This is a genomic window from Arthrobacter sp. MAHUQ-56 (genome assembly GCF_019710585.1).
In the GTDB taxonomy this organism is placed as follows: Bacteria; Actinomycetota; Actinomycetes; order Actinomycetales; family Micrococcaceae; genus Arthrobacter.
Window position 1 is genome coordinate 1,110,519 of sequence record NZ_JAIFZQ010000020.1, and the last position, 23,303, is coordinate 1,133,821.

Below are 23,303 nucleotides of genomic sequence, written 5' to 3' on the forward strand. Positions count from 1 at the left end.
CCGTGGAATAGGGTTGGGACATGTTCAAGCAAAGGGTAGTGTTCGTGCACGGCGCCGGAAGCTTCGGTGCCGCTGCCTGGCCGCGCCAGCACGGCATGGCACTGTCCTACGACGCCTTGTTCCTGCGCCGGCACGGCTACGACGCGGCCGCCGAGCCCCTGGCCTCCTCCTTCGCCGAGGACACCGCCATCGTGCTGCGGTCCCTGGCCGACGACGGGCGGGGAGCCGCCGGGGGACACGTCGTGGCACACGCCCAGGGAGCCATCGCTGCGATGATGGCCGCCGTTGAACGCCCCGACCTCGTCTATTCCTTAACCCTGGTGGAGCCGGCGTGCCTCTCCCTGACCGCCGAACTGCCGGCCACGGGCGCGCACATCAGCCTGATGCAGCCCCTCTTTGAGGTCCGGCACCAGCTCAGTGACGAGGACTTCCAGCGTGAGTTCGTGCGCCGGGTCTACGCCACGGACCTGCAGCAGCCCGCCACCGCCGAGGAGAAGCGGTCTGCCCGCCGGCTCCGGCTCCAGGCGCCGTCCTGGGAGGCGCCGCTGCACATTGTCCCGGGCGTTCCCACCCTGGTCCTGACCGGCGGCTGGGAGCCGCTATACGAAGAGATTGCCGGCTACCTGCGGGAGACCGGTGCCCTGCACCGCGTTGCCGCGGGCGGGCACCGGCCCCATGATTCGCCTGACGGGGACCGGGCCATCCGGCAGTTCATCAGCCAGGTCAGTCGAAGCCAGACTGCCCGGGCGTCCTAGCTGCCCGCGGGGACCTGCAGCTCGGGCAGGTAGACCTTTCCGCCGGACGCCAGGAATTCCTGGCTCTTTTCGCGCATTCCGGACGCCATTTCCGCCAGCGCGGCCTGCGAGTCGGCTGAACCGTACTCGTCCCGGATGTCCTGGCTGATCCGCATCGAGCAGAACTTCGGCCCGCACATGGAGCAGAAGTGGGCCGTTTTTGCGGGTTCCGCCGGAAGGGTCTCATCGTGGAACGCCTCGGCGGTCTCCGGGTCCAGGGACAGCGCGAACTGGTCGCGCCACCGGAATTCGAAGCGGGCCTTGGACAAGGCGTCATCGCGTTCGTGCGCGCCGGGGTGCCCCTTGGCCAGGTCCGCGGCGTGGGCCGCGATCTTGTAGGTGATGACGCCCGTCTTCACGTCGTCCTTGTTGGGCAGGCCCAGGTGTTCCTTCGGGGTGACGTAGCAGAGCATCGCCGTGCCGTACCGCGCGATCTCCGTTGCGCCGATGGCCGAGGTGATGTGGTCGTAGCCGGGGGCAACATCGGTCACCAGCGGCCCCAGCGTGTAGAACGGGGCCCCCTTGCAGAGTTCCTGCTGGCGCTCCACGTTCTCCCGGACCAGGTGGAACGGAACGTGGCCAGGGCCTTCCACCATCACCTGGACGTCGTATTCCCAGGCGCGCTGGGTCAGCTCTGCCAGGGTGTCCAGCTCCGCGAACTGGGCGGCGTCGTTGGCATCGGCGGTGGCGCCGGGGCGCAGGCCGTCGCCCAGGGAGAAGGCGACGTCATACTTGGCGAAGATTTCGCACAGCTCATCAAAGTGCGTGTACAGGAAGTTCTCCTGGTGGTGTGCCAGGCACCAGCCGGCCATGATGGAGCCGCCGCGCGAGACGATCCCGGTGACGCGGTTGGCGGTCAGCGGCACGTACCGCAGCAGCACCCCGGCGTGGATGGTCATGTAGTCCACGCCCTGCTCGCACTGTTCGATGACGGTGTCGCGGAAGATCTCCCAGGTGAGGGCGTTGGCTTCGCCGTTGACCTTTTCCAGGGCCTGGTAGATGGGCACGGTGCCAATCGGTACGGGGGAGTTGCGGATGATCCACTCCCTCGTGGTGTGGATGTCGTCACCGGTGGAGAGGTCCATGACGGTGTCGGCGCCCCACTGGGTGGCCCACTGCAGCTTGTCCACCTCTTCGGCGATGGAACTGGTGACTGCCGAGTTGCCGATGTTGGCGTTGATCTTCACCAGGAAGGCCTTGCCGATGATCATCGGTTCGGATTCCGGGTGGTTGATGTTGCTCGGGATGATGGCGCGGCCGGCCGCCACCTCGCTGCGGACCAGTTCGACGTCGCAGTTTTCGCGCAGCGCGACGAACCGCATTTCGGGGGTGATGACGCCCTTCCGGGCATAGTGCATCTGCGTCACCGTGCGGCCTTCGACGGCGCGGCGGGGCACCGGCTGCGCGCCCTTCCACTCCGCAGAGGCGGCGCCGCGGCGCATGGCCGAGCGGCCGTCGTCGAGCAGGTTCCGCTCCCTGCCGCTGTAGGCCTCGGTGTCCCCGCGCTCCGCGATCCACTGCTCCCGGAAGGGCTGCAGGCCGCGTACCGGATCACTGCCGGGTCCTGCTGTCCGGTAGGTCCGGAAGGGCGCGTTCGGCTGGCCGTTCGGCGAGTCCTCCAGCGCAATTTCCGTCACCGGAACGCGGATCCCGTTCCCCGGGTCTTCGATGAACGCCAGCGAATGCGACTTCAGGGACTGGGTCACCTGGGGACCGGATTCTTCTCCCGCCAGCGCTGCTTCGGACGGAATCGGGGCAGGGTTCAACTGGGTGTTTTGTGTACTCAAGGAATACTCACTTCCTTCGCCGGCATTACCCGGACAGGTTCAACGGTCGCAGGCTGCATCAGCCCGATCTCAGCCCCTGCAGGGGCACCCGTGTGGTCAGGAACGAAGCTACCACACGCCCCGCAGGGACAAACGCGGCGAGCCCTGTAACATTCCCCGGTGCTAGCCTGTGCGGGCAGCGAAAGGAAGTCCGGATGCCAGAAGTAATCGAGTTCAGCGGTCCCGTCCTGACCGGGCCGGAGACCGTGGAGCACGGGCTCTGGTCGGTGGACGGGCGTCTCACGTTCAGCCGGCCTGCAGCACCGCCGGACAGGATCCTCGCCGGGTGTGTCCTGCCGGGATTCGCGGATGCGCACTGCCACATCGGGCTGGGTCCCGGCGGGCCGGTCGATTCCGCCACCGCTGAAGAACAGGCCCGGGCAGACCTCAACGCCGGCACGCTCCTGGTCCGGGATGCGGGCTCGCCCGCGGACACGCGCTGGATGCAGGGCGGCCGGGACTTTCCGGTCCTTATCCGTGCCGGCCGGCACGTCGCGCGGACGCGCCGCTACCTGCGCGGTTTCGCGGAGGAGGTTGAGCCGGGCGGACTCGTTGAGGCTGTCCGCAAGCAGGCGCGCGACGGCGACGGCTGGGTCAAACTGGTGGGGGACTGGATCGACCGGGGCATCGGTGACCTGGCCCCGTGCTTTCCCGCCGCCGTCGTCCGCGATGCCGTGCAGGCGGCCCATGACGAAGGCGCGAGGGTGACGGCGCACTGTTTTGCCGAGGACACCCTGGACCAGATGCTGGACGCCGGAATCGACTGCATCGAGCATGCCACAGGGCTCCTGCCCCGCCACCTGCCGCGCTTCGCCGAGCAGGGCGTACCGATCGTGCCCACCCTCATCAACATCGCGACATTCCCCGACATTGCCGCACAGGCTGAGCCGAAGTTTCCGCGCTACGCCGCGCACATGCGGGCGCTGTGGGAACGCCGGTCCGAACGGGTGGGGGAGGCCTACGAAGCGGGCGTCCGGATCTTCGCCGGGACTGACGCCGGCAGCGTGATCGGACACGGGCGGATCGCCGATGAGATCCTTGCCCTGCACGCCGCGGGCCTGCCCATGGCCGCCGCCCTGGACGCCTCCTGCTGGTCGGCCCGCGCCTGGCTGGGAGCCGACAGCATTGCCGAAGGCGCCCGGGCCGACGTCGTGGTGTGCCGGGAAGACCCGCGGATGGTTCCGGAGACGATCAGGGTGCTGGCCCACGTGGTGCTGGGCGGGCGCGTCATCCGCTGAGCGGAAATCTCCGGCTGGCACTTGGAATAAATTGAAACTTCAAGTAATTTTAATAAGTGGCCGTCACATCCGGAGGGCCTCCATCACAGGGAGCATTCAATGACCACAGAAGCCGCCACCCAGGACCTTCTTCCCGCCGACCTTGCCATGGGCACCGTCATGCTCAAAGTGGGCGACATGAAGGTCATGACCGACTACTACCAGCGGGCCCTCGGCCTCGACGTCGTCGCCGAGCAGGACGGAGGCATCTACCTCGGCCGCCTGCAGAAGCCGCTGGTGCACCTGGCGCCCGCCCCGGGGCTGAACCTTCCAGGCAGGGGTGAAGCCGGGCTCTTCCACACCGCTCTGCTGTTCGAGGACCAGGCCTCGCTCGCGGCCACCATCGCCACCGCCGCCCAATACGAGCCGCGGGCCTTCACCGGCAGCGCCGACCACCTCGTCAGCGAGGCCTTCTACTTCACCGACCCCGAGGGCAACGGCATCGAACTCTACTGGGACAGGCCCCGCAGCAACTGGTCCTGGAACGGCACCGACGTCGTCATGGACAGCCTGGCGCTGCCGCCCCAGCGGTACCTCGAACAGCACCTCACCGAGGAGTCGCTCGAAGGCCAGCGCATCGCCGCCGCCGGCGTCGGGCACGTGCACCTGCAGGTGGGCGACGTCCAGACCGCGCGGGACTTCTACGTCGGAACCCTCGGGTTCGAAAAAACCGCAGGGTGGCACGGCCAGGCATTGTTCGTCTCCGCGGGCCGCTACCACCACCATATGGCCATGAACGTCTGGAACAGCCGCGGCGCCGGCCCCCGCAAGGACACGCTCGGCCTGGGCGAGGTTCTCATCGAAGTTCCCACCGGGGACGACGTCGGGGCGCTGGCCGACCGCCTCAAGGTCGCCGGGGTGCCGGCGCACCACACCGGCGCCGAACTGCGCTTCGAGGATCCGTGGCGCAACAGGCTCCGGGTGGCGGTCCGCTAGGGCAGCGCGTGCGCACGGCCGCCGGCAGCTACTAGGCTGATGCCGTACGCCCGGGGCCCAAAGGTGCCCGGAACGCAGCTTTGCCGACGGAAGAAGGGCACACCCATGGGCTTCACCGAGATCTTTGTCGCCACCCATGACGCAGCGCTGAAGCGCGCCGGCGTCCTCGACGAGGGCCGCGGCGGGGCTGCCGCGGCTCCCGCAGGCGGGGCGGTGCGGATCCAGGGGATCAGCGATTTCGAAGTGGAACAGCTGGGGGACCTGGCCGGGACTGCCGTCCATGCCGGCGGGGCCGACTATGAGCTGACCATGGTGGATGTGGCCAGCGACTCGCTGCTGGCGGTGCCGCCCGCCATGGTCCGCGCCCTGGCGGACCTGCTCACCTACGAGACGGAGGGTGAGGGCAACGTCCTTGACGACGTCGCGGAACAGTGGGCGGGCCAGGAGGACATGCCCTTCGGCGCCGCCCAGGCCCGGACCTACGTCCAGCAACTGGCGGAACTTGCCGCCGGCATCGATGATTCCGAGCGCACCGGGCTGTACGTCTGGTCGGCCTGACCCCGTGTGACCGGGCCAAGTCGAAATAACGCCACTGATCTGGCACAATGGACAGGTACTCGATCCGCGCGGCCCCTCTCTCCGTGTCCGGATCCTGTCCTTCGAGCCCGCAAGTACGGCCCGCCCCACGGGTGCAGAAAGCCGGGTTCACCCCTTTTCTGAAACAGGAGTGACCACAAAAGTGGCCGTAAAGATTCGCCTTAAGCGCTTCGGCAAGATGCGCGCCCCGTACTACCGCATCGTCGTCGCGGACTCACGCACCAAGCGTGACGGCCGCGCCATCGAAGAGATCGGCAAGTACCACCCCACCGAAGAGCCCTCATACATCGAGGTCAACTCCGAGCGTGCACAGTACTGGCTGTCCGTCGGCGCCCAGCCGTCCGAGCAGGTCGCCGCGATCCTGAAGATCACCGGTGACTGGCAGAAGTTCAAGGGCCTGCCGGGCCAGGAAGGCACCCTCAAGACCAAGGTCGAGAAGGAAGCCTTCGTTGCCCCCGAGAAGGGCTCCGTCATCATCCCGGAAGCCATCACCAAGAAGGCTTCCAAGTCTGACGCTGCCGAGGCCCCGGCCGACGCCGAAGCTGAGACCACCGAGGCTGAGTAGATTGCTGGCAGAAGCGCTGGAGCACCTGGTCCGGGGAATCGTCGATTCCCCGGATGACGTCAAGGTCAGTTCGAAGAGCAACCGCCGCGGGGATACCCTCGAGGTGCGTGTTCATCAGGACGACCTGGGACGGGTGATTGGCCGCCAGGGCCGCACCGCCCGCGCACTGCGCACGGTGGTGGCAGCGCTGGCCGGCGGCGAACCGGTCCGGGTCGACGTCGTCGACACCGACCGCCGCCGCTGAGCGCACGGCAACACCAGCTTTTGCTCCGGCCCCTCCACCTGCAGGTGGAGGGGCCGGAGTTCTTTTATAAAAACACCACACTCGGGAACAGGGGAACACATGCAGCTTCAGGTGGCGCGGATCGGCAAGCCGCACGGAATTCGCGGGGAAGTCACGGTCCAGGTCCTGACCGACGCCCCTGAGGACCGTTTCGTGCCGGGAACGCAGTTCGTGGTGGAGCCTGCGGCGTCCGGTCCCTTGACGGTAAGCAGTGCGCGGTGGAACAAGGACATCCTGCTGCTCGGCTTTGCCGAAGTGGCGGACCGCAACCGGGCGGAGACGCTTCGCGGGGCAAAGCTCTTCATCGAAACCGAGGAGCTTGACGAGGACGACGACGAGGGCTGGTATGAGCACGAACTGGTCGGACTGGAGGCCCGGGTCGGGTCGCAGGTGGTGGGCAAGGTGACGGCGCTGAACACGATGCCGGTCCAGGACCTGCTCACGGTCACCACCCCCGGCGGCGAAGAGGTCCTCATCCCGTTCGTGGAACAGATCGTGCCCGAAGTGAACATCGGGGAAGGCTTTGTCCTGCTCACCCCGCCGGACGGACTCTTCGAACTGAATTCCGAGGAAGCCGCCGCCGGTGATACGGAAGGCAGGGACTAAAGTGCGGATCGACGTCGTCAGCATCTTTCCCGAGTACCTGGCGCCCCTTGAACTCTCGCTGATCGGCAAGGCCCGCCAGGACGGAATCCTGGACCTGCAGGTGCGTGACCTCCGCGGCTTCACCACGGACAGGCACCGCACCGTTGACGACACGCCCTATGGCGGTGGTGCCGGGATGGTCATGAAGCCGGAGCCGTGGGCGCAGGCACTCTCCGCCGTGGCGGAGGGGCAGCAGGACGCGGAGCGCAAACCCGTCCTGATCGTGCCGTCGCCGGCAGGGGAGCGGTTCACCCAGGCCCTCGCCTACGAACTGGCCGAGGAACAGCACCTGGTATTCGCCTGCGGCCGTTACGAAGGCATCGACGAGCGGGTGATCGAATGGGCGCAGGAGCACTTCACCGTGCGCCCCGTGAGCCTGGGTGACTATGTGCTCAACGGCGGGGAAGTGGCTGTCCTGGCGATGGTGGAGGCCATCGGGCGCCTCCTCCCGGGAGTAGTGGGCAACCCCGAGTCCCTGGTCGAGGAGTCGCATTCCGACGGGCTCCTTGAGTACCCCGTATACACAAAGCCTTCCGTCTGGCGCGACCGGGAAGTGCCGGCCGTGCTGCTCAGCGGCAATCACGGGAAGATCGCCCAGTGGCGACGCCACGAACAGTACCGGCGGACGGCGGAGCGCCGCCCCGACCTGCTGCAGGAGTTCGACGCCGGCAGCCTCCCGCGTGCCGACCGCACCGCACTGCAGGACCTGGGTTACGACATCGTGGACGGCCGGCTGGTGCGCCGGCCTGGGACGGCCAACCGGGAACAGGGCTGACGGCTCCCGCTCCGTCCCGGGTCCGCACTGCTGCCGGATTGGCTGTTGCCGGACCACTGTGGCAAAATTAGACATTGTGTCTGCTGGGTCCGCACCTGCCACAGGGGGTAGCGCGGCCAACAGCAAGGCAACCGGCCCCGTCAAGCATTGAAGCGGCCGGACCATTCAACTTTCGGCGGCAGTTGCCGGTGTGCTTTCGAGCAGCCGGGCCTGACCGCCGTGACCCAAAGTGAATGACCTGTGGCGTTCACCAGGAGTGCAATCATGCATATTCTCGACTCCGTCGATGCAGCCTCGCTGCGCAACGATGTTCCCGAGTTCCGCGCGGGCGACACCCTCAAGGTGCACGTGAACATCATCGAAGGCAAGAACACCCGTGTCCAGGTCTTCCAGGGCTTCGTCCTGGGCCGCCAGGGCGACGGCGTGCGCGAGACCTTCACGGTCCGCAAGGTCTCCTTCGGTGTGGGTGTGGAGCGTACCTTCCCGGTCCACTCCCCGATCATCGAAAAGATCGAGGTTGTCACCAAGGGTGACGTCCGCCGCGCGAAGCTGTACTACATGCGCGCACTGCGTGGCAAGGCCGCGAAGATCAAGGAAAAGCGCGACTTCACCGCCGCCAAGTAAGTCCTTTCGGACCCGCACACATCTGGAACGCGGCCGTACCGGCAAGCGCCGGAGCAATGCACCAGCGCCAGGATTACGGACCATGGACCAGACAAAACGCCAGCCCCGCAGCGTGGGCTGGCGTTTTGCGTTCCTGGCGCTTGTCCTGGCCATCGCGGCCAGCGGGCTGGTCCGCTCGCTGTGGCTGGACGTGTACTTCATTCCGTCGGAATCCATGGAGCCGCTCCTGGAAGGGGGCGACCGGATCCTGGTCTCCCGGACCGGCTTCCAGGGTGAACCGGTCCGCCGCGGGGACATCGTTGTCTTCGACGGGCGGGGAACGTTTGCCCCGCTGAACAGCGGCAAGGGCCCCCTGGTGGACGCTGCCGCCGCCGTTACCCAGTGGCTGGGACTGACCGGAAGCGACACAACCTACGTCAAACGCGTCATCGGAGTTCCAGGTGACACCGTGGCCTGTTGCGACGCCGGAGGGAAAGTGACCGTCAACGGGGCACCCCTCGACGAGCCGTACATCTTCCCCGGCGACATCCCCAGCACACAGAAGTTCGCCGCCCTGGTGCCGGAGGGCCGGCTGTGGCTGATGGGGGACCACCGGTCTGTCTCCGCCGACTCCCGCAGCCTTCTCGGCGCCCCCGGCGGGGGCATGGTGCCACTGGACCGGGTGATTGGCCGGCCGGTCCAGATCCTGTGGCCCCTTGATAGATTTGCTCCAGTATCCCGGCCGCCCGCAGCGGGGCCGACGACAGAGAACGGACGGTAAATGCCCGAGAACCACGCGCCGAATCCCGAGCCCCGCCACGACGGCGCTTCGGAGGTCCCGGCCGTTCCGGCCCCCGACGCGCCCGCTGCAGCTCCCGCCGCACCGGTGCATGCGAAAAGCCGGTCCGCCGCCAAGGCCGAAGGCAAATCCGCAGGCAACCCCCTGCTGGGGTGGCTGAAGGAGATTGCCACGGTGGTGGTCATCGCGGTGGTGCTGTCCTTCCTCATCAAGACCTTCCTGTTCCGGGCCTTCTTCATACCGTCCGAGTCCATGGTGAACACCCTGGACGTGGACGACCGCATCTTCGTCAACCTGCTGGTTCCCGAACCGTTCGCGCTCAGCCGCGGCGACGTGGTGGTATTCCGGGACACCAAGGGCTGGCTGCCGCCCGCCCCGGCGAAGACGGAGGGGCCCTTTACGTGGGTCCAGGACGGACTCACTTTCGTCGGGCTCCTGCCCGACAATTCGGAGCAGCACCTGGTGAAGCGGGTTATCGGCCTGCCCGGCGACCACGTCGTGTGCTGTGATGCCGGCGGTAAACTGACTATCAATGGCGCGGCAGTCGACGAGGCCTACATCAATCCCGCCGAAGTACCGCAGGTCCGCAACTTTGACGTCACCGTCCCGGAAGGCAAGGTATGGGTGATGGGCGACAACCGCAACCACTCCGCTGACTCCCGGGCGCACATGGAGACCGACGGCGGATTCGTTGACGTCAAGGACCTCGAAGGCAAAGCCGCCGTCATCGCCTGGCCTTTGAACAGGATCAAGACCCTGGACAACTACCCGGACGTGTTCAGGAACGTCCCGGCTGCGCGCTGACCATGTCCTCCGCCGTAGAGACGGAACCTGCAGGGGCCGATGCCCTGCAGGTTCCACCGAAAAAAGCCCCGGCAACAAGGGCTTCGGCAAAAACTCGGTCCGGTTCGTCCAGGGCGTCCGCAAGCACCGGGAAGGCGCCCACGCTGAGGCACGAGCGCTCCTTCAAAGCCCAGGGCGTGCGCTTCCTGGCCGGGGTGGACGAGGTGGGCCGGGGTGCCCTCGCAGGCCCGGTCAGCGTGGGCATCGCCGTCGTGGACCTCGAGCGCCAAAAACCGCTGCCCGGCGTCCGGGACAGCAAGCTCCTCAGCCCTGCCGAACGGGAACGGCTGGAGCCGCTGGTACGCCGCTGGAGCGTCGCCTCGGCCGTGGGCCATGCCAGCGCCCAGGAGATCGACGCCCTGGGAATCATCGCAGCCCTCCGGCTTGCCGGTACACGTGCCTGGCGGAGCATCCTGGCCGCCGGTGTCCTGCCGGAACTGGTGCTCCTGGACGGAAGCCACAACTGGCTCTCCCCGGCGGAGCAGCCGTCCTTGTTCGACCAGCCCGCGCCTGAAGCAGACTGCAATGCTCCGGTCCACACGAGGATCAAGGCGGACATGCAGTGCCTGAGCGTCGCCGCCGCGAGTGTCATTGCCAAGGTGGAGCGCGACCACCACATGCGGGAGCTTCACCAGGAATACCCCGCGTATGGCTGGGACATCAACAAGGGGTACGCCACCGCGGCGCACCGGGATGTCCTGCGGGCGGCCGGCGCCACCCCCTACCACCGGGTCAGCTGGCGGCTGCTCGGCGGGGAACTGCAGGACGCAGACGATCCCGACGCGGACGGCCCGGGCGAAGACTGAGTCCCTGTGCCCGGCGCCAGCCATGCCGGACATGGTGCAAGATGGAAGCATGAGTGCTGAGGATCTTGAGAACTATGAAACCGACATGGAGCTTCAGCTCTATCGTGAGTACCGCGACGTCGTCGGCCTGTTCAGCTACGTTGTCGAGACCGAGCGGCGCTTCTACCTCGCGAACCACGTGGACCTCCAGGCACGCAGCGCCGACGGCGAAGTCTATTTCGACCTGACCCTCCAGGATGCCTGGGTCTGGGATGTTTACCGCTCGGCCCGGTTCGTCAAAAGCGTCCGGGTCCTGACGTACAAAGACGTCAACGTCGAGGAGTTGCCCCGCAACGAGGAACTGGCCCTGCCCAAGGACGTGGACCTGGGCAACTAGGCCCGCCCTGACCCTCCCTCCACACCCGGTCCTTTCCACATACGGCAGGATCCGGGTGTCCTCCGCTGCCACGCTCCCGCAGGCTGGTTGCGGAGGTGGAAATGAAATCGAAGGACCTTTTGGGCCGCCGCGGGGAAGACCTCGCAGCCGGCCATCTTGAAGCCCTTGGCATGCTCGTCGTCGAGCGTAACTGGCGTTGCAGCGAGGGCGAGATCGACATTGTGGCCCTCGACGGCGACGCCCTCGTCATTGCCGAGGTGAAGACCCGCCGGTCGCTGGACTACGGCCATCCGTTCGAGGCGGTGGGCCCGGAGAAACTCGCCCGTCTGCACAGGCTCGGTGCCGCATGGTGCCGCGACCGGGAACTGCGGATGCCCTTGCGCCGCGTGGACGTCATTGCCGTGGTGGACGACGGCGGCGGGGAGCCCACGCTGGAACACCTCAAGGGGGTGGGGTGATGGCACTGGGAAGGACCTATTCCATCGCCCTGGTCGGCCTGAACGGCTACATGGTGGAAGTCGAAGCAGACATCGGCCAGACGCTCCCCGCCTTCGTGATCCTTGGGCTGCCTGACGCTTCGTTGAACGAAGCGAAGGAACGCATCCGGTCGGCGGCCAAAAACTCGGGCATCCCCTTGAGCCGAAGGAAAATCACGGCCAACCTCATTCCGGCTTCCCTGCCGAAGCGGGGCTCGGGATTCGACCTTGCGGTGACCATGGCCGTGCTCAGGGCCGCCGGGGACATCAAGCCCACCGGACGCGCGGTCTTCATCGCCGAATTAGGGCTCGACGGCCGCCTGCGCCCGGTCCGGGGGATCCTGCCGGCCGTGATGGCATCCGTGCAGGCAGGCTATCCGGAGATCGTGGTTGCCCAGGCAAACCTGGCCGAAGCTTCCCTGGTCCCCGGCGCGAAAGTGCGCGGATACCGCACCCTGGCCCGCCTGGCTCTTGACTTCGGCGCCGACCCCCAGGAGCTCGCCCTGGATTTCGAACCGGATGACGCCCAGGACGCGCCCGAAGGCCCGTTGGACCCGGCTCCCTGCCCCGACATGGCCGACGTCTCCGGCCAGGGCGACGCCCGGCGGGCACTGGAAGTAGCGGCTGCCGGAGCCCACCATCTGCTGCTCACCGGACCGCCTGGCGCAGGCAAAACCATGCTCGCAGAACGGCTGCCCGGACTCCTGCCGGACCTCGGGGACCACGAATCAATGGAAGTGACGGCAATCCATTCGCTCTGTGGGCTGCCGGCGTCCCAGGTACAGCTGCTGCGCCGGCCGCCCTTCGAGAACCCGCACCATTCCGCAACTGCCGCGGCCATTATCGGTGGCGGTTCCGGGCTGCCCCGGCCCGGCGCTGCGTCCCGCGCCCACCGCGGCGTACTCTTCCTCGACGAGGCACCGGAATACGAGCGCCGGGTCCTCGATGCCCTGCGGCAGCCGCTCGAAAGCGGGGAACTGGTAATCCACCGCTCTGCCGGGACTGCCGCTTATCCGGCGCGGTTCCAGCTGGTTCTTGCCGCCAACCCCTGTCCGTGCGGCAAGGCTGCAGGGAAAGGCCTGGACTGCACCTGCACCCCCGTGATGCGCCGCCGGTACCTCGCGCGCATGTCCGGGCCCCTCCTGGACCGGGTGGACATCCAATTGCAGGTGGAACGGGTGTCGCTGGCAGATTTTGGACAGGCCGGGGCAGAAGAAGAGGACACCGCCTCGGTAGCCTGCCGCGTCCTGGAGGCGCGCTCACGGCAGTCCGAACGGTTGCACGCCTTTGGGCTGGAGACCAACTCACAGGTGCCGGGCCGGATCCTTCGGGGAGAGCTGCGGCTGGCTCCAGCCGCCACCCGGATCCTCGACCTTTCGCTTGAACGGGGCGTGCTGACGGCACGCGGCTACGACCGCGTCCTTCGCCTGGCGTGGACGCTGGCCGACCTGGGACATCGGCAAACACCCGATGCGGATGACATCGGGCAGGCTTTGGGCCTCCGCCAGGCAGCGGCGGTGGCCGCATGACGGGACAAGGAGCTACGACCGAACAGGACAACATGGCGGATCAGGACAACATGGTGGATCAGAGCAACATGGCGGATCAGGGCAGGATGGCGGAATTCCGGAAAGCACCCCAGGATGGCGAACGGCTTGCACGGGCAGCCCTGTCCAGGCTGATGGAGCCCCAGGACGCAGCGGGACTGGCGCTCGTGCAGCTGACGGGAGCAACAGATGCCCTGCGGATCGCCACAGGCCAGGTAAAGGCTGGTCCCGGACTGGAGCAGGAGATCAGCACGCTGCTGGCGGACGGCGGCACAGCCACCGGCTGGGCAGGCCTGGCGTCGGCGTTGAAGCGCTGGCAGCCCCGGCTGCCGGACGTGGCGCCCGAGCGGGACCTCGCCACCATGGCGCGCTTGGGTGGCCGGTTGATCGTTCCCTCCGACGAGCTGTGGCCGGCACAATTGGCGGACCTCGGAATCCAGGAGCCGATCTGCCTCTGGTGGCGCGGCCAGGAACAGCCGCTGCCGGCAGCGGACAAGGCCATCGCTCTGGTCGGATCCCGCGACAGCACCAGTTACGGGGCCTCGGTAACGGGCGACCTCGCGTACTCCCTGGCGCAGCGGGGGTTCACGGTGGTCTCCGGCGGCGCGTATGGGATCGACGCCCATGCCCACCGTGCCGCGCTTGCCGGTGGTTCTTCCGCTGTCCCTACCATCGCCGTGATGGCCGGCGGCGTTGACCGGTTCTATCCTTCCGGCAATGATGACCTGCTGCGGGCCGTCGCCAACCAGGGCGCCGTCCTCGCGGAGGTACCACCGGGATCGGCTCCCACCCGGTACCGCTTTCTGCAAAGAAACCGCCTCATCGCTGCCCTGTCGGCCGTGACAGTGGTGGTGGAGGCGCGCTGGCGGTCAGGTGCACTGAACACAGCCCACCACGCCGAAACGCTGGGCCGCGCCGTCGGCGCAGTGCCAGGGTCCGTCCACAGCGCCAATTCGGCCGGCTGCCACCGGCTCCTCCGGGACGGGGGCGCGGTCTGCGTGACCGACGCGGCGGAGGTCGCCGAGCTGGCCGGGCCCAGCGGCACGGCAATGCCTGAACCGCGGCACACGCAGCCGGCCGTCCAGGACGGGCTCACGCTGGAGGACCTGATCCTCCTGGATGCGCTGCCGCTGCGCTCCACCACCTCGGTGGAGAAGCTGACCTCGGTGGCGGGCCTGGGCCAGGAATCCGTTCGGGCGGGCCTGGGCCGGCTCGGGCTGCTGGGCCTGGCGGTATCGGAGCGCGGCGGCTGGAAACGGGGCAAAGGATGACCGTGTCCAGCGCCCGTTCGTGGCCGCCGGCTGGGACAGTGGAGGGATGGAACATGACGGACTGCCCCGGGAACTCGGCGCGGCATATGATGCTTTCTCCGGTTACCTCGCCGGTGAGCGGGCTGTGTCGGAGCACACCAAGCGGGCCTACCTGGGCGACCTGCACAGCCTCCTTGCCCATGCAGCCGCCGAAGGCGCCGCCGGGCCCAAGGACATCGAGCTGGGCACCCTGCGCCGCTGGCTGGGCAGCCAGAGCCAGGCCGGCGCCTCAAGGGCAACCCTGGCACGCCGTTCCGCGACTGCCCGCACCTTTACCGCATGGGCCCTGAGGGAGGAACTGATCGAGGCGGACCCAGCACTGCGGTTGAAGGCACCTAAACGGGAAGGCTCCCTCCCGGGAGTCCTGCAGCCAACCCAGCTCACCCGGTTGCTCGACAAGCTCGAAGCGGCCGCCGCCGAGGGTGAACCCCTGGCCGTGCGCAACAGGGCAATGGTCGAACTGCTCTATGCCACCGGGGTGCGCGTTGGCGAACTGGCCGGAATGGACATCGATGACCTCGATCCCGACCGCAGGACACTGCGCGTCATCGGCAAGGGCAACAAGGAACGCACGGTTCCGTTCGGGGTTCCTGCAGCCATGGCCGTTGACGACTGGCTCCGGCGCGGCCGCCCCCTGCTTGCCAAGGAGACCAGCGGCCCCGCGCTTTTTCTCGGCGCCCGCGGCGGCCGGGTTGACCAGCGACAGGTCCGCGCCCTGGTCAACGGGCTCTTCGGTGAGCTGGGGGACACCTCGGCATCCGGCCCCCACGCCCTGCGGCACTCGGCGGCCACCCACCTGCTCGACGGCGGGGCCGACCTGCGTGCCGTGCAGGAAATCCTGGGCCACAGCAGCCTGGCCACCACCCAGATCTACACCCATGTCTCCGTGGACCGGCTGCGGCGAAGCTACCAGCAGGCCCACCCCCGGGCCTGAGCAGCCCTCTCACCCTCACAGCAGCGTGGCTAATCGCACTGGCGTAATTCCACGGGGTACGGCACAATAAGAGTCACGTCCGGCAACTTTCAAGTGCCGCTTGAAGCTCCAGAGCTTGATGCGGCGCGGCAAGTCCGGACACTGTTTAATCCGATACAGCTGGACACATCTGAATACCGCGCAGGGAACCACCGCCGCAAAGCAATGCACGGCAGTTCCATCCAGGCAGAGGTCGTTGGGGAAGACGTACCTAGAGCTATGGAGGATGGAATGTCTGTTGCAATGACCCGCGGTCTGTTGTTCGTTCACTCGGCCCCTACGGCGCTGTGCCCCCACGTTGAGTGGGCAGTCGGCGCCGTGGTGGACAAGCGGACGGACCTTGAGTGGACCCCGCAGCCAGCCGCGCCCGGAATGTTCCGGGCCGAGCTGTCCTGGACCGGTGCCCCCGGGACGGGTTCGAAGCTGGCGTCCTGCCTCCGCGGCTGGGCGCACCTCCGCTACGAGGTCACCGAGGAGCCGAGCCAGGGCGTGGACGGCGGCCGGTGGTCGCACACACCGGAGCTGGGAATCTTCCACGCCGTTACGGACGTCCACGGCAACATCATGGTCTCCGAAGACCGGATCCGCTACGCCTATGAGTCAGGTGCAGGCGACCCCGCAGCCGTCTACCACGAGCTCTCCCTCGCGCTGGGCGAAGCCTGGGACGAGGAGCTGGAACCGTTCCGCCATGCCGCTGAAGGCGCACCCGTCCGCTGGCTCCACCAGGTGGGCTGACCGCCGTCGACCGTGCTTCCAGCAGGAACACCACACGCAAACTTCCATAGCAAAAAGAGGAGGCCCCGCCATACCGGCGGGGCCTCCTCCTGCATCCGGGGCATACCCCGGGACAACAAACTCAGACGCTGCGGATGGCCACCACGGCGTTGTGGCCACCAAAGCCGAACGAGTTGCTCAGTGCCACGATGTTTCCCGCAGGCAGGTCGCGGGCCGAGGTCACTACGTCCAGCGGGATCTCCGGATCCTGGTTCTCGAGGTTGATGGTGACCGGTGCCTTCCGGTCATGGACGGCCAGCACGGTCAGGACGGCTTCCACCGCACCCGAGGCGCCCAGCAGGTGGCCCATCTGGGACTTGGTGGCGGAGACGGCCACGTTGTCCACGTGGGTGCCGAGGGCGGCGCGCAGGGCCGTGTACTCCGGTTTGTCCCCGACAGGCGTGGAGGTTGCGTGCGCGTTGACGTGCACCACGTCCTCGGCCTGGATCCGGCCATCGAACATGGCTGCCTTGAGGGCACGGGTTGCACCGAGTCCCTCGGGGTCCGGAGCGGTGATGTGGTAGGCGTCGGCGGTGACTGACGTGCCGGCGAGCTCGGCGTAGATGCGTGCACCGCGGGCCAGGGCGTGTTCCTCGGCCTCAAGGACCAGGGCACCGGCACCTTCGCCCATGACGAACCCGTCACGTGCAGTGTCGTAGGGACGGGAAGCGCGCTCGGGCTCATCATTGCGGCGGGAGAGGGCCTGCATCGAGGCAAATGCTGCCAGCGGCATGGGGTGGATGGCTGCTTCGGCGCCGCCGCACATGACCACGTCCGCCTTGCCGGAGCGGATGAGTTCCAGGCCGAGGTGCATGGCTTCCGTGCCGGATGCGCAGGCCGAGACGGGCGTGTGCGCACCGGCGCGGGCGCCCAGGTCCAGGCTCACGGCCGCGGCGACACCGTTGGGCATCAGCATGGGGACAGTCATGGGCAGGACCCGGCGGGGCCCCTTTTCCTTCAGGGTGTCCCAGGCGTCCAGCAGTGTCCAGACGCCGCCGATGCCGGTGGCGAAGGCGACAGCCAGCCGGTCCTGGTCGATTTCAGTGATGCCGGAGTCTGCCCACGCTTCGCGGGCTGCGATGACGCCGAACTGGGTGGAGGGGTCCATGCGCTTGGCCTCGACGCGGCTGAGCACGTCCAGGGCCGGGGTGCTGCACCGGGCAGCGAAGTGGACGGGGAGCTCGTACTTGGCTACCCAGTCGTCCTCCAGGGTGCGGGCACCGGAGACCCCCTTGAGCGCGTTGTTCCACATGGTGGGTACATCGCCGCCGATGGGCGTGGTGGCACCCAGACCGGTAATGACTACTTTGCGTGTCATGGGATCACTCTTTCGTCGGTGGGGAATCCGCCTGCGTCCGCAGGGTCCCGCACGTGTTGATGATCGGCCCAGTCCCGGTGGGGGATTGTGCCGGATAAATGCGGCGGGCTGCCGGTCCGGTCAGTCCGGACCGGCAGCCCGCCAAGCCGAATAAACGGCGGGAGCCTTGACTAGGCCTGCGCTCCGGCGATGAAGCTGACGGCGTCGCCAACGGTCTTGAGGTTCTTGACCTCTTCGTCCGGGATGCGCACGCCGAACTTTTCCTCGGCGTTGACCACGATGGTCATCATGGAGATGGAGTCGATGTCCAGGTCCTCGGTGAAGGACTTGTCCAGCTCGACAGCCTCGGGGGCCAGGCCGGTTTCTTCGTTGACGATTTCAGCCAGGCCGGCCAGGATCTCTTCGTTGCTAGCCATTGATGGCTCCTTTTCTTGTATTGCCGGCAGGGGCTGCCGGAAACGGTCGGGGCCGCGGTTGCGGACCCTTGGGCGTACTTAGGGAAGGACAATTACCTGCGCACCGAAGACCAGTCCGGCGCCGAAGCCGATCTGCAGGGCCAGCCCGCCGCTCAACGCCGGGTTTTCCTGCAGGAGCCGGTGCGTTGCAAGCGGGATGGAGGCCGCGGACGTGTTGCCGGCGTCGGCAATGTCCCGTGCCACTGTAACCGTCTCGGGCAGCTTCAGCTTCTTCACCATCTCGTCGATGATGCGCATGTTGGCCTGGTGGGGGATGAACGCCACCAGGTCCTCGGCCTTGACGCCTGCGGCATCGAGTGCCTGCTGGGCAACCTTGGCCATTTCCCACACGGCCCAGCGGAAGACCGTCTGGCCGTCCTGGCGGAGCGTGGGGTACAGCTCCTGCGCCTCCTCGAGGAGGGCAAGGTCGCCGGTGGAGTCGGACTGCCGCGCAGCGAGGCCCAGGTCGCGGACATCGAGCAGGGAGCGCGTCATGCCGATGGCGTTCCACTTGCTGCCGTCCGAGCCCCACACCGATGGTGCGATGCCCGGCGTGTCGGAGGGTCCGACGATGACGGCGCCGGCGCCGTCGCCGAGCAGGAAGGAGATGGTCCGTTCCCGGTTGTCGATGACGTCCGAGAGCTTCTCGGCGCCTACTACCAGGACGTACTTTGCGGCGCCGGAGCGGACCAGGGCATCAGCCTGCGCGATGCCGTAGCAGTAGCCGGCGCAGGCGGCGGAAATATCGAAAGCCGGCGCCGGGGTGGCGCCCAGGCGGTCAGCCAGGCTGGCAGCTGCAGAAGGAGTGGCGTAGGGGTGGGTCACCGTGGACACGATGACGGCGCCGAGTTCGGAGGCCTCGATGCCCGCCTTCTGCATGGCTTCACGCGCAGCGCCTTCTGCCATGTCGATCACGCTGACGCCGGCGGGGGCGCGGTGCCGGGTCACGATGCCGGTGCGCTGGCGGATCCACTCATCGGAGGAGTCGATCCACTGGCAGACATCCTCATTCGTGACGATGACATCGGGCCGGTAAGCCCCCAGCCCAAGAATCCGGGTGTGCTCCTGCAGGGGAGCCTGCTTCAGCGTGGGGACGCTCATGCGTTGCCTTCCAGTTCCGCGAAGAGCGCGAGGGCGGCGGACAGGTCCTCGGGGGTCTTGACCGCTACCGTCTTGACGCCGGGCATGCCGCGTTTTGCCAGTCCGGCCAGGGTGCCCGCGGGAGCCAGTTCGATGACGCCGGTGACGCCGCGCTTGACCATGGTTTCCATGCAGAGGTCCCAGCGCACGGGACGGGACACTTGGGCGATCAGGCTTTCGACGGCGGCACCGCCGTCGGTGACTTCGCCGCCGTCGTAATTCGACAGCAGGGGCACCTTCGGGGCTACCGGGTTGAGCTGGGGTTCCAGCGCCTTCAGCGCGCTGACTGCGGGCGCCATGTGGCTGGTGTGGAATGCGCCGGCAACCTTGAGGGGGATGACGCGGGCCTTCGCCGGCGGGTTGTCGGCCAGTGCCTTCAGTTGCTCGAAGGTTCCGGCGGCAACAGTCTGGCCGGCGCCGTTGACGTTTGCGGGGGCGGCGCCGGCCGCCTCGATGGCCGCAAGTACTTCCGCCGGGTCACCGCCGACCACGGCGCTCATGCCTGTGGGTGTAACCGCAGCGGCTGCAGCCATGCTGTTGGCGCGTTCGCGGACGAACGTCATGGCTTCCGGCTCGGTCAGCACGCCGGCGAGTGCGGCCGCGGTGATTTCACCCACGGAGTGCCCGGCAAGGATCACCGGAAGGGAATTGAGTTCGACGTCGAAGAGCGAAGCCGCCGTGACGAGGCCGGCGGCAACGATCAGGGGCTGCGCGACGGCAGTGTCCTTGATGGTTTCCTCGTCGGAGGTGGTCCCGTGAGCGATCAGGTCGATGCCTGCGATGTCACTGAGGGAGGCCAGTTGGCCTGCCACCGAGGGCAGTTCCAGCCAGGGGGCCAGAAAACCCGGGGTCTGCGAGCCCTGTCCAGGGCAGACTATTGCAAGCACGTAACCAGCTTTCCAAATTACTGTGTGATCCAGCGGTGTTTCTCCGCACCAAGCTCACGGGGTCAGGTTGTAGGAAGTCTACAACGTGTCAGCCTTGGTTCCGGGACGCCTGGCGTTCCGTGGCGGCCTTCGGCGGGGCGGAAAGCCGGCCCACCACGAGCGCTGCCTGGAGCACGAACGCCTCCCGCGGCAGCAGCGGATCCCAGCCGGTGACGTCGCAGACGCGCTTGAGCCGGTACCGGACGGTGTTGGCGTGGACAAAGAGTTCCCGTGCGGTCGCCTCCAGCGAATGCCCCAGTTCCAGGTAGGTGCCGAGGGTCTCCACCAGCCCGTTTGATGCCGCCAGGAGGGGCCGGTAGATGTTTTTGACCAGGGAGCGGCGGGCCGCGTCGTCACCCGAGATCACCCGTTCGGGGAGCAGGTCATCCGCCGCGACGGGACGGGGCGCGGAGGGCCACGCGCGGGCCGCCGTCAGCCCGGCGAACGCGGACTGCGCAGAACCGCTGGCTTCCAGGAGCGACCCTGCCTCCGGGCCGTACACCACGGGCCCCGGGGCGAACATGTCGCTGAGCTTTACATAGGCAGTCTCGCGGTCCTGCACGCCGCCCAGGATGAGGATCAGGCGGTCGCCCTGGATGCCCACGAGCGCGTCCTCCGCGTACCGCCCCGCCATCCTGCGCAGTTCGCTGACGTAGCTGGCGCTTGGTTCCGACGGCGAATTGCCCACCATGACGGTGAAGCGCTCCTGCGCCTTCCATCCCAGCGCTGCGATCCGGGACCGCAGGGCGTCGGTGTTTTCCCCGCGGAGGATGGCGTCGACGATCAGGGCTTCAAGCCGGGTGTCCCAGGAACCGCGGGACTCGGCGGCACGGGCGTAGACGTCGGCGGCGGCGAAGGCCACCTCCCGTGAATAGCGGAGGACGGCCTCGCGCAGGGAGGGCTGGTCGGCCTCGGGCGCAATGACGGGAACCTGGTCCTCCACCACCTCCACCACGATCCGGATCAGCTGCAGCGCCTTCTGCAGGCTGATCGAGCGGGTCAGTTCGGTGGGAGCCGTCCCAAAGACGTCGGTCAGGATCCATGACGGCGAGCTCGGGCGCTCGTACCAGGTAACAAAGGCGGCTATGCCGTTTTGCGCCACCATCCCCAGCGCCGAGCGCTCATCCGCGCTGAGCCTGCTGTACCAGGGCAGCGACTGTTCCAGCTTCCGCATGGTGGTGGTGGAGAGCTGGCCCACGTTGGCCCGCAGCTGCTTGAGGGTTTCGGACTTCTCCGGGGTGACCTTCGGCGGGGACGGCTTCCGCTTGGCGGACGGGCTTGCTGGTGCTGGCATTCTTTGAGCATACGGCCAGCGCCCCGCAACCTCCATTTGTGCGAAGGCTACAATCCCCCAGGGGCTGCGTCACAGGGTTGCAGCACCTTTTGGAACGAACGACGGCGGCCCTCACCTTGTGGGTGAGGGCCGCCGTCGTCCATGGCTGGTTCCGCTGCCGGGCGGGAGGCTAGGCCTCGCCGCCCGCGTTGCCGGTGGTGCCGGCGTTGACGTTGAGCAGCTTGTATTTCTCGATCGCCTTCACCGGGGCGTCGACGTCCACTTCGCCGCGGCGCGCCAGCATCTCCAAGGCACGGACCACGATGGAGTGGGTGTCGTTTTTGAAGAAGCGGCGGGCTGCTGCGCGGGTGTCGGAGAAGCCGAAGCCGTCGGCGCCGAGGGTGGCGTATTCGTTGGGGACGAATTGCCGGATTTGGTCGGGGACGGCTTTCATGTAGTCGGAGACGGCGACGACGGGGCCGGTGGCGCCTTCGAGTTGTTGGGTGACGAAGGGGACGCGGGCGGGCTGGCCGGGGTTGAGGAAGGCTTCCTCTTCGGCGGCGAGGCCGTCGCGGCGCAGTTCGTTCCAGGAGGTGACGGACCAGACGTCTGCGGAGACGTTCCAGTCGTCGGCGAGGATCCGTTGGGCGTCGAGGGCCCAGGGCACGGAGACGCCGGAGGCGAGGATCTGGGTGCGGGGACCGTCGATCTTTGCCGGGGCGAGCAGGTAGATGCCCTTGATGACGCCTTCGATGTCGAGGTTCTCGGGTTCTGCGGGCTGGACGATGGGTTCGTTGTACACGGTGAGGTAGTACATGACGTTCTTGTCCGTGGAGTCGGCACCGTACATGCGTTCCAGGCCGGAGCGGACGATGTGTCCGATTTCGTAGCCGTAGGCGGGGTCGTAGGTGATGACGGCCGGGTTGGTGGAGGCCAGCAGGGGTGAGTGTCCGTCGGCGTGTTGGAGGCCTTCGCCGGTGAGGGTGGTGCGTCCTGCGGTGGCGCCGATGATGAATCCGCGGGTCATCTGGTCGGCGGCGGCCCAGAAGGCGTCGCCGGTGCGCTGGAAGCCGAACATGGAGTAGAAGACGTAGACCGGGACCAGGGGCATGCCGTGGGTGGCGTAGGCGGTGCCTGCGGCGGTGAACGCTGCGACGGCGCCGGCTTCGTTGATGCCGGGGTGGATCAGTTGGCCGGCGGGGGATTCCTTGTAGGCCAGGACGAGGTCGCGGTCCACGGACAGGTAGTTCTGGCCCTTGGGGTTGTAGATCTTCGCCGTCGGGAAGAACGCATCCATACCGAACGTGCGTGCCTCGTCGGGGATGATCGGGGCGATGTGCTTGCCGAAGTTCTTATCCCGCATCAGGTCCTTCAGGAGCCTGACGAACGCCATGGTGGTGGCGGCCTGCTGCTTTCCGGAGCCACGCTTGGCCACCTCGTAGGACTTCGCGTCCGGCAGCACGATCTCGGCGTGCGTGGACCGGCGCTCCGGCACCGACCCGCCCAGGGCGGCGCGGCGCTCCATCATGTACTTGATTTCCGGTGCGTCAGTACCCGGGTGGTAGTACGGCGGACGGTAGTTGTCGTTCTCAAGCTGCTCGTCGGTGACCGGGATGCGCAGGTGGTCGCGGAACTTCTTCAGGTCATCCAGGGTCAGCTTCTTCATCTGGTGGGTCGCGTTGCGGCCCTCGAAGTGCGGTCCGAGGCCGTAGCCTTTGACGGTTTTGGCGAGGATGACGGTGGGCTTGCCTTTGAATTCGGTGGCTGCCTTGTAGGCGGCGTAGACCTTGCGGTAGTCGTGGCCGCCGCGCTTGAGGTTCCAGATCTGGTCATCGGTCAGGTCCGCGACGAGGTCCTTGGTCTGCGGAGTCTTGCCGAAGAAGTGTTCGCGGACGAACCCGCCGGATTCGGCCTTGTAGGTCTGGTAGTCCCCGTCGGGGGTTTCGTTCATGATTTTCACGAGCGAGCCGTCGGTGTCGCGGGTGA

At 67.3% G+C, this 23,303-nt stretch carries 25 protein-coding genes and 1 riboswitch; of the genes, 18 read left to right on the forward strand and 7 right to left on the reverse strand.

Annotation, left to right across the window (positions count from 1 at the left end; all coding sequences use genetic code 11):
• The first annotated feature begins 20 nt into the window (after nt 1–20).
• A complete protein-coding gene (locus tag K4G53_RS17515) occupies nt 21–755 on the forward strand; it encodes an alpha/beta fold hydrolase (protein ID WP_221386873.1) in 735 nt (244 codons plus the stop codon).
• Here K4G53_RS17515 and thiC read toward each other — a convergent pair.
• The gene (thiC, locus tag K4G53_RS17520) at nt 752–2,581 is read right to left on the reverse strand and encodes a phosphomethylpyrimidine synthase ThiC (RefSeq protein WP_221386874.1); all 1,830 of its coding nucleotides are present in this window, start codon (nt 2,579–2,581) and stop codon (nt 752–754) included. The genes K4G53_RS17515 and thiC overlap by 4 nt on opposite strands.
• Nucleotides 2,576–2,683: riboswitch (TPP riboswitch) on the reverse strand. (Overlaps the previous gene by 6 nt.)
• Nucleotides 2,684–2,775: 92 nt before the next feature.
• Here thiC and K4G53_RS17525 point away from each other — a divergent pair.
• The 17 genes from K4G53_RS17525 to K4G53_RS17605 all read left to right on the forward strand — a co-directional run bounded on the left by K4G53_RS17525 (nt 2,776) and on the right by K4G53_RS17605 (nt 16,166).
• Complete coding sequence (locus K4G53_RS17525; protein WP_221386875.1) at nt 2,776–3,858, forward strand: amidohydrolase family protein; 1,083 nt, start codon at nt 2,776–2,778, stop codon at nt 3,856–3,858.
• A gap of 99 nt (nt 3,859–3,957) precedes the next feature.
• Nucleotides 3,958–4,833, forward strand: coding sequence for a VOC family protein (locus K4G53_RS17530; RefSeq protein ID WP_221386876.1), 876 nt, complete (start codon nt 3,958–3,960; stop codon nt 4,831–4,833).
• 105 nt (nt 4,834–4,938) lie between these two features.
• Nucleotides 4,939–5,391, forward strand: a complete 453-nt coding sequence (locus tag K4G53_RS17535; RefSeq protein ID WP_221386877.1) for a hypothetical protein — start codon at nt 4,939–4,941, stop codon at nt 5,389–5,391.
• Between the two features lie 181 nt (nt 5,392–5,572).
• Nucleotides 5,573–5,995 (forward strand): 30S ribosomal protein S16, encoded by a 423-nt coding sequence (gene rpsP / locus K4G53_RS17540; RefSeq protein WP_056335390.1) that lies wholly within the window; start codon nt 5,573–5,575, stop codon nt 5,993–5,995.
• A gap of 1 nt (nt 5,996) precedes the next feature.
• Nucleotides 5,997–6,239: an RNA-binding protein gene (locus K4G53_RS17545; protein WP_013601399.1), complete on the forward strand. Its 243-nt coding sequence runs from the start codon at nt 5,997–5,999 to the stop codon at nt 6,237–6,239.
• A gap of 99 nt (nt 6,240–6,338) precedes the next feature.
• Entirely contained in the window at nt 6,339–6,884 is a 546-nt protein-coding gene (rimM, locus tag K4G53_RS17550) for a ribosome maturation factor RimM (protein ID WP_221386878.1), read from the forward strand.
• A 1-nt stretch (nt 6,885) separates the two neighbouring features.
• Complete coding sequence (trmD, locus tag K4G53_RS17555) at nt 6,886–7,698, forward strand: tRNA (guanosine(37)-N1)-methyltransferase TrmD (RefSeq protein WP_221386879.1); 813 nt, start codon at nt 6,886–6,888, stop codon at nt 7,696–7,698.
• A 264-nt stretch (nt 7,699–7,962) separates the two neighbouring features.
• A complete protein-coding gene (gene rplS / locus K4G53_RS17560; protein WP_221386880.1) occupies nt 7,963–8,322 on the forward strand; it encodes a 50S ribosomal protein L19 in 360 nt (119 codons plus the stop codon).
• A gap of 82 nt (nt 8,323–8,404) precedes the next feature.
• Nucleotides 8,405–9,082, forward strand: coding sequence for a signal peptidase I (gene lepB / locus K4G53_RS17565; RefSeq protein ID WP_221386881.1), 678 nt, complete (start codon nt 8,405–8,407; stop codon nt 9,080–9,082).
• On the forward strand, nt 9,083–9,904 hold the full coding sequence (gene lepB, locus K4G53_RS17570; RefSeq protein WP_221386882.1) for a signal peptidase I: 822 nt from the start codon (nt 9,083–9,085) through the stop codon (nt 9,902–9,904).
• 176 nt (nt 9,905–10,080) lie between these two features.
• Nucleotides 10,081–10,749 carry a ribonuclease HII gene (locus tag K4G53_RS17575; protein ID WP_374226172.1) on the forward strand — a complete coding sequence of 223 codons (669 nt, stop codon included), beginning with the start codon at nt 10,081–10,083 and terminating at the stop codon, nt 10,747–10,749.
• A 49-nt stretch (nt 10,750–10,798) separates the two neighbouring features.
• Entirely contained in the window at nt 10,799–11,125 is a 327-nt protein-coding gene (locus K4G53_RS17580) for a DUF2469 domain-containing protein (protein ID WP_221386884.1), read from the forward strand.
• A gap of 101 nt (nt 11,126–11,226) precedes the next feature.
• Nucleotides 11,227–11,583: a YraN family protein gene (locus K4G53_RS17585; protein WP_221386885.1), complete on the forward strand. Its 357-nt coding sequence runs from the start codon at nt 11,227–11,229 to the stop codon at nt 11,581–11,583.
• A complete protein-coding gene (locus K4G53_RS17590) occupies nt 11,583–13,130 on the forward strand; it encodes a YifB family Mg chelatase-like AAA ATPase (protein ID WP_221386886.1) in 1,548 nt (515 codons plus the stop codon). Before K4G53_RS17585 ends, K4G53_RS17590 begins: the two co-directional genes overlap by 1 nt.
• Before the next feature lie 86 nt (nt 13,131–13,216).
• Nucleotides 13,217–14,419: a DNA-processing protein DprA gene (gene dprA, locus K4G53_RS17595; protein ID WP_221386981.1), complete on the forward strand. Its 1,203-nt coding sequence runs from the start codon at nt 13,217–13,219 to the stop codon at nt 14,417–14,419.
• A 46-nt stretch (nt 14,420–14,465) separates the two neighbouring features.
• Complete coding sequence (locus tag K4G53_RS17600; protein ID WP_221386887.1) at nt 14,466–15,392, forward strand: tyrosine recombinase XerC; 927 nt, start codon at nt 14,466–14,468, stop codon at nt 15,390–15,392.
• A 270-nt stretch (nt 15,393–15,662) separates the two neighbouring features.
• Complete coding sequence (locus K4G53_RS17605) at nt 15,663–16,166, forward strand: DUF3145 domain-containing protein (protein ID WP_221386888.1); 504 nt, start codon at nt 15,663–15,665, stop codon at nt 16,164–16,166.
• Nucleotides 16,167–16,287: 121 nt separating this feature from the next.
• Here K4G53_RS17605 and fabF read toward each other — a convergent pair whose 3' ends face one another.
• From fabF to K4G53_RS17635, 6 genes are all read right to left on the reverse strand, one after another.
• Nucleotides 16,288–17,523, reverse strand: a complete 1,236-nt coding sequence (fabF, locus tag K4G53_RS17610) for a beta-ketoacyl-ACP synthase II (RefSeq protein ID WP_221386889.1) — start codon at nt 17,521–17,523, stop codon at nt 16,288–16,290.
• Nucleotides 17,524–17,693: 170 nt separating this feature from the next.
• Complete coding sequence (locus K4G53_RS17615) at nt 17,694–17,939, reverse strand: acyl carrier protein (RefSeq protein WP_009359314.1); 246 nt, start codon at nt 17,937–17,939, stop codon at nt 17,694–17,696.
• Nucleotides 17,940–18,017: 78 nt separating this feature from the next.
• The gene (locus tag K4G53_RS17620) at nt 18,018–19,079 is read right to left on the reverse strand and encodes a beta-ketoacyl-ACP synthase III (RefSeq protein WP_221386890.1); all 1,062 of its coding nucleotides are present in this window, start codon (nt 19,077–19,079) and stop codon (nt 18,018–18,020) included.
• On the reverse strand, nt 19,076–20,005 hold the full coding sequence (locus K4G53_RS17625) for an ACP S-malonyltransferase (protein WP_221386891.1): 930 nt from the start codon (nt 20,003–20,005) through the stop codon (nt 19,076–19,078). Before K4G53_RS17625 ends, K4G53_RS17620 begins: the two co-directional genes overlap by 4 nt.
• Nucleotides 20,006–20,093: 88 nt before the next feature.
• Nucleotides 20,094–21,338 (reverse strand): CdaR family transcriptional regulator, encoded by a 1,245-nt coding sequence (locus tag K4G53_RS17630; protein WP_221386892.1) that lies wholly within the window; start codon nt 21,336–21,338, stop codon nt 20,094–20,096.
• 169 nt (nt 21,339–21,507) lie between these two features.
• Nucleotides 21,508–23,303 (reverse strand): pyruvate dehydrogenase (acetyl-transferring), homodimeric type (locus tag K4G53_RS17635; protein WP_221386893.1); only part of this gene is annotated, 1,796 nt, incomplete at its 5' end.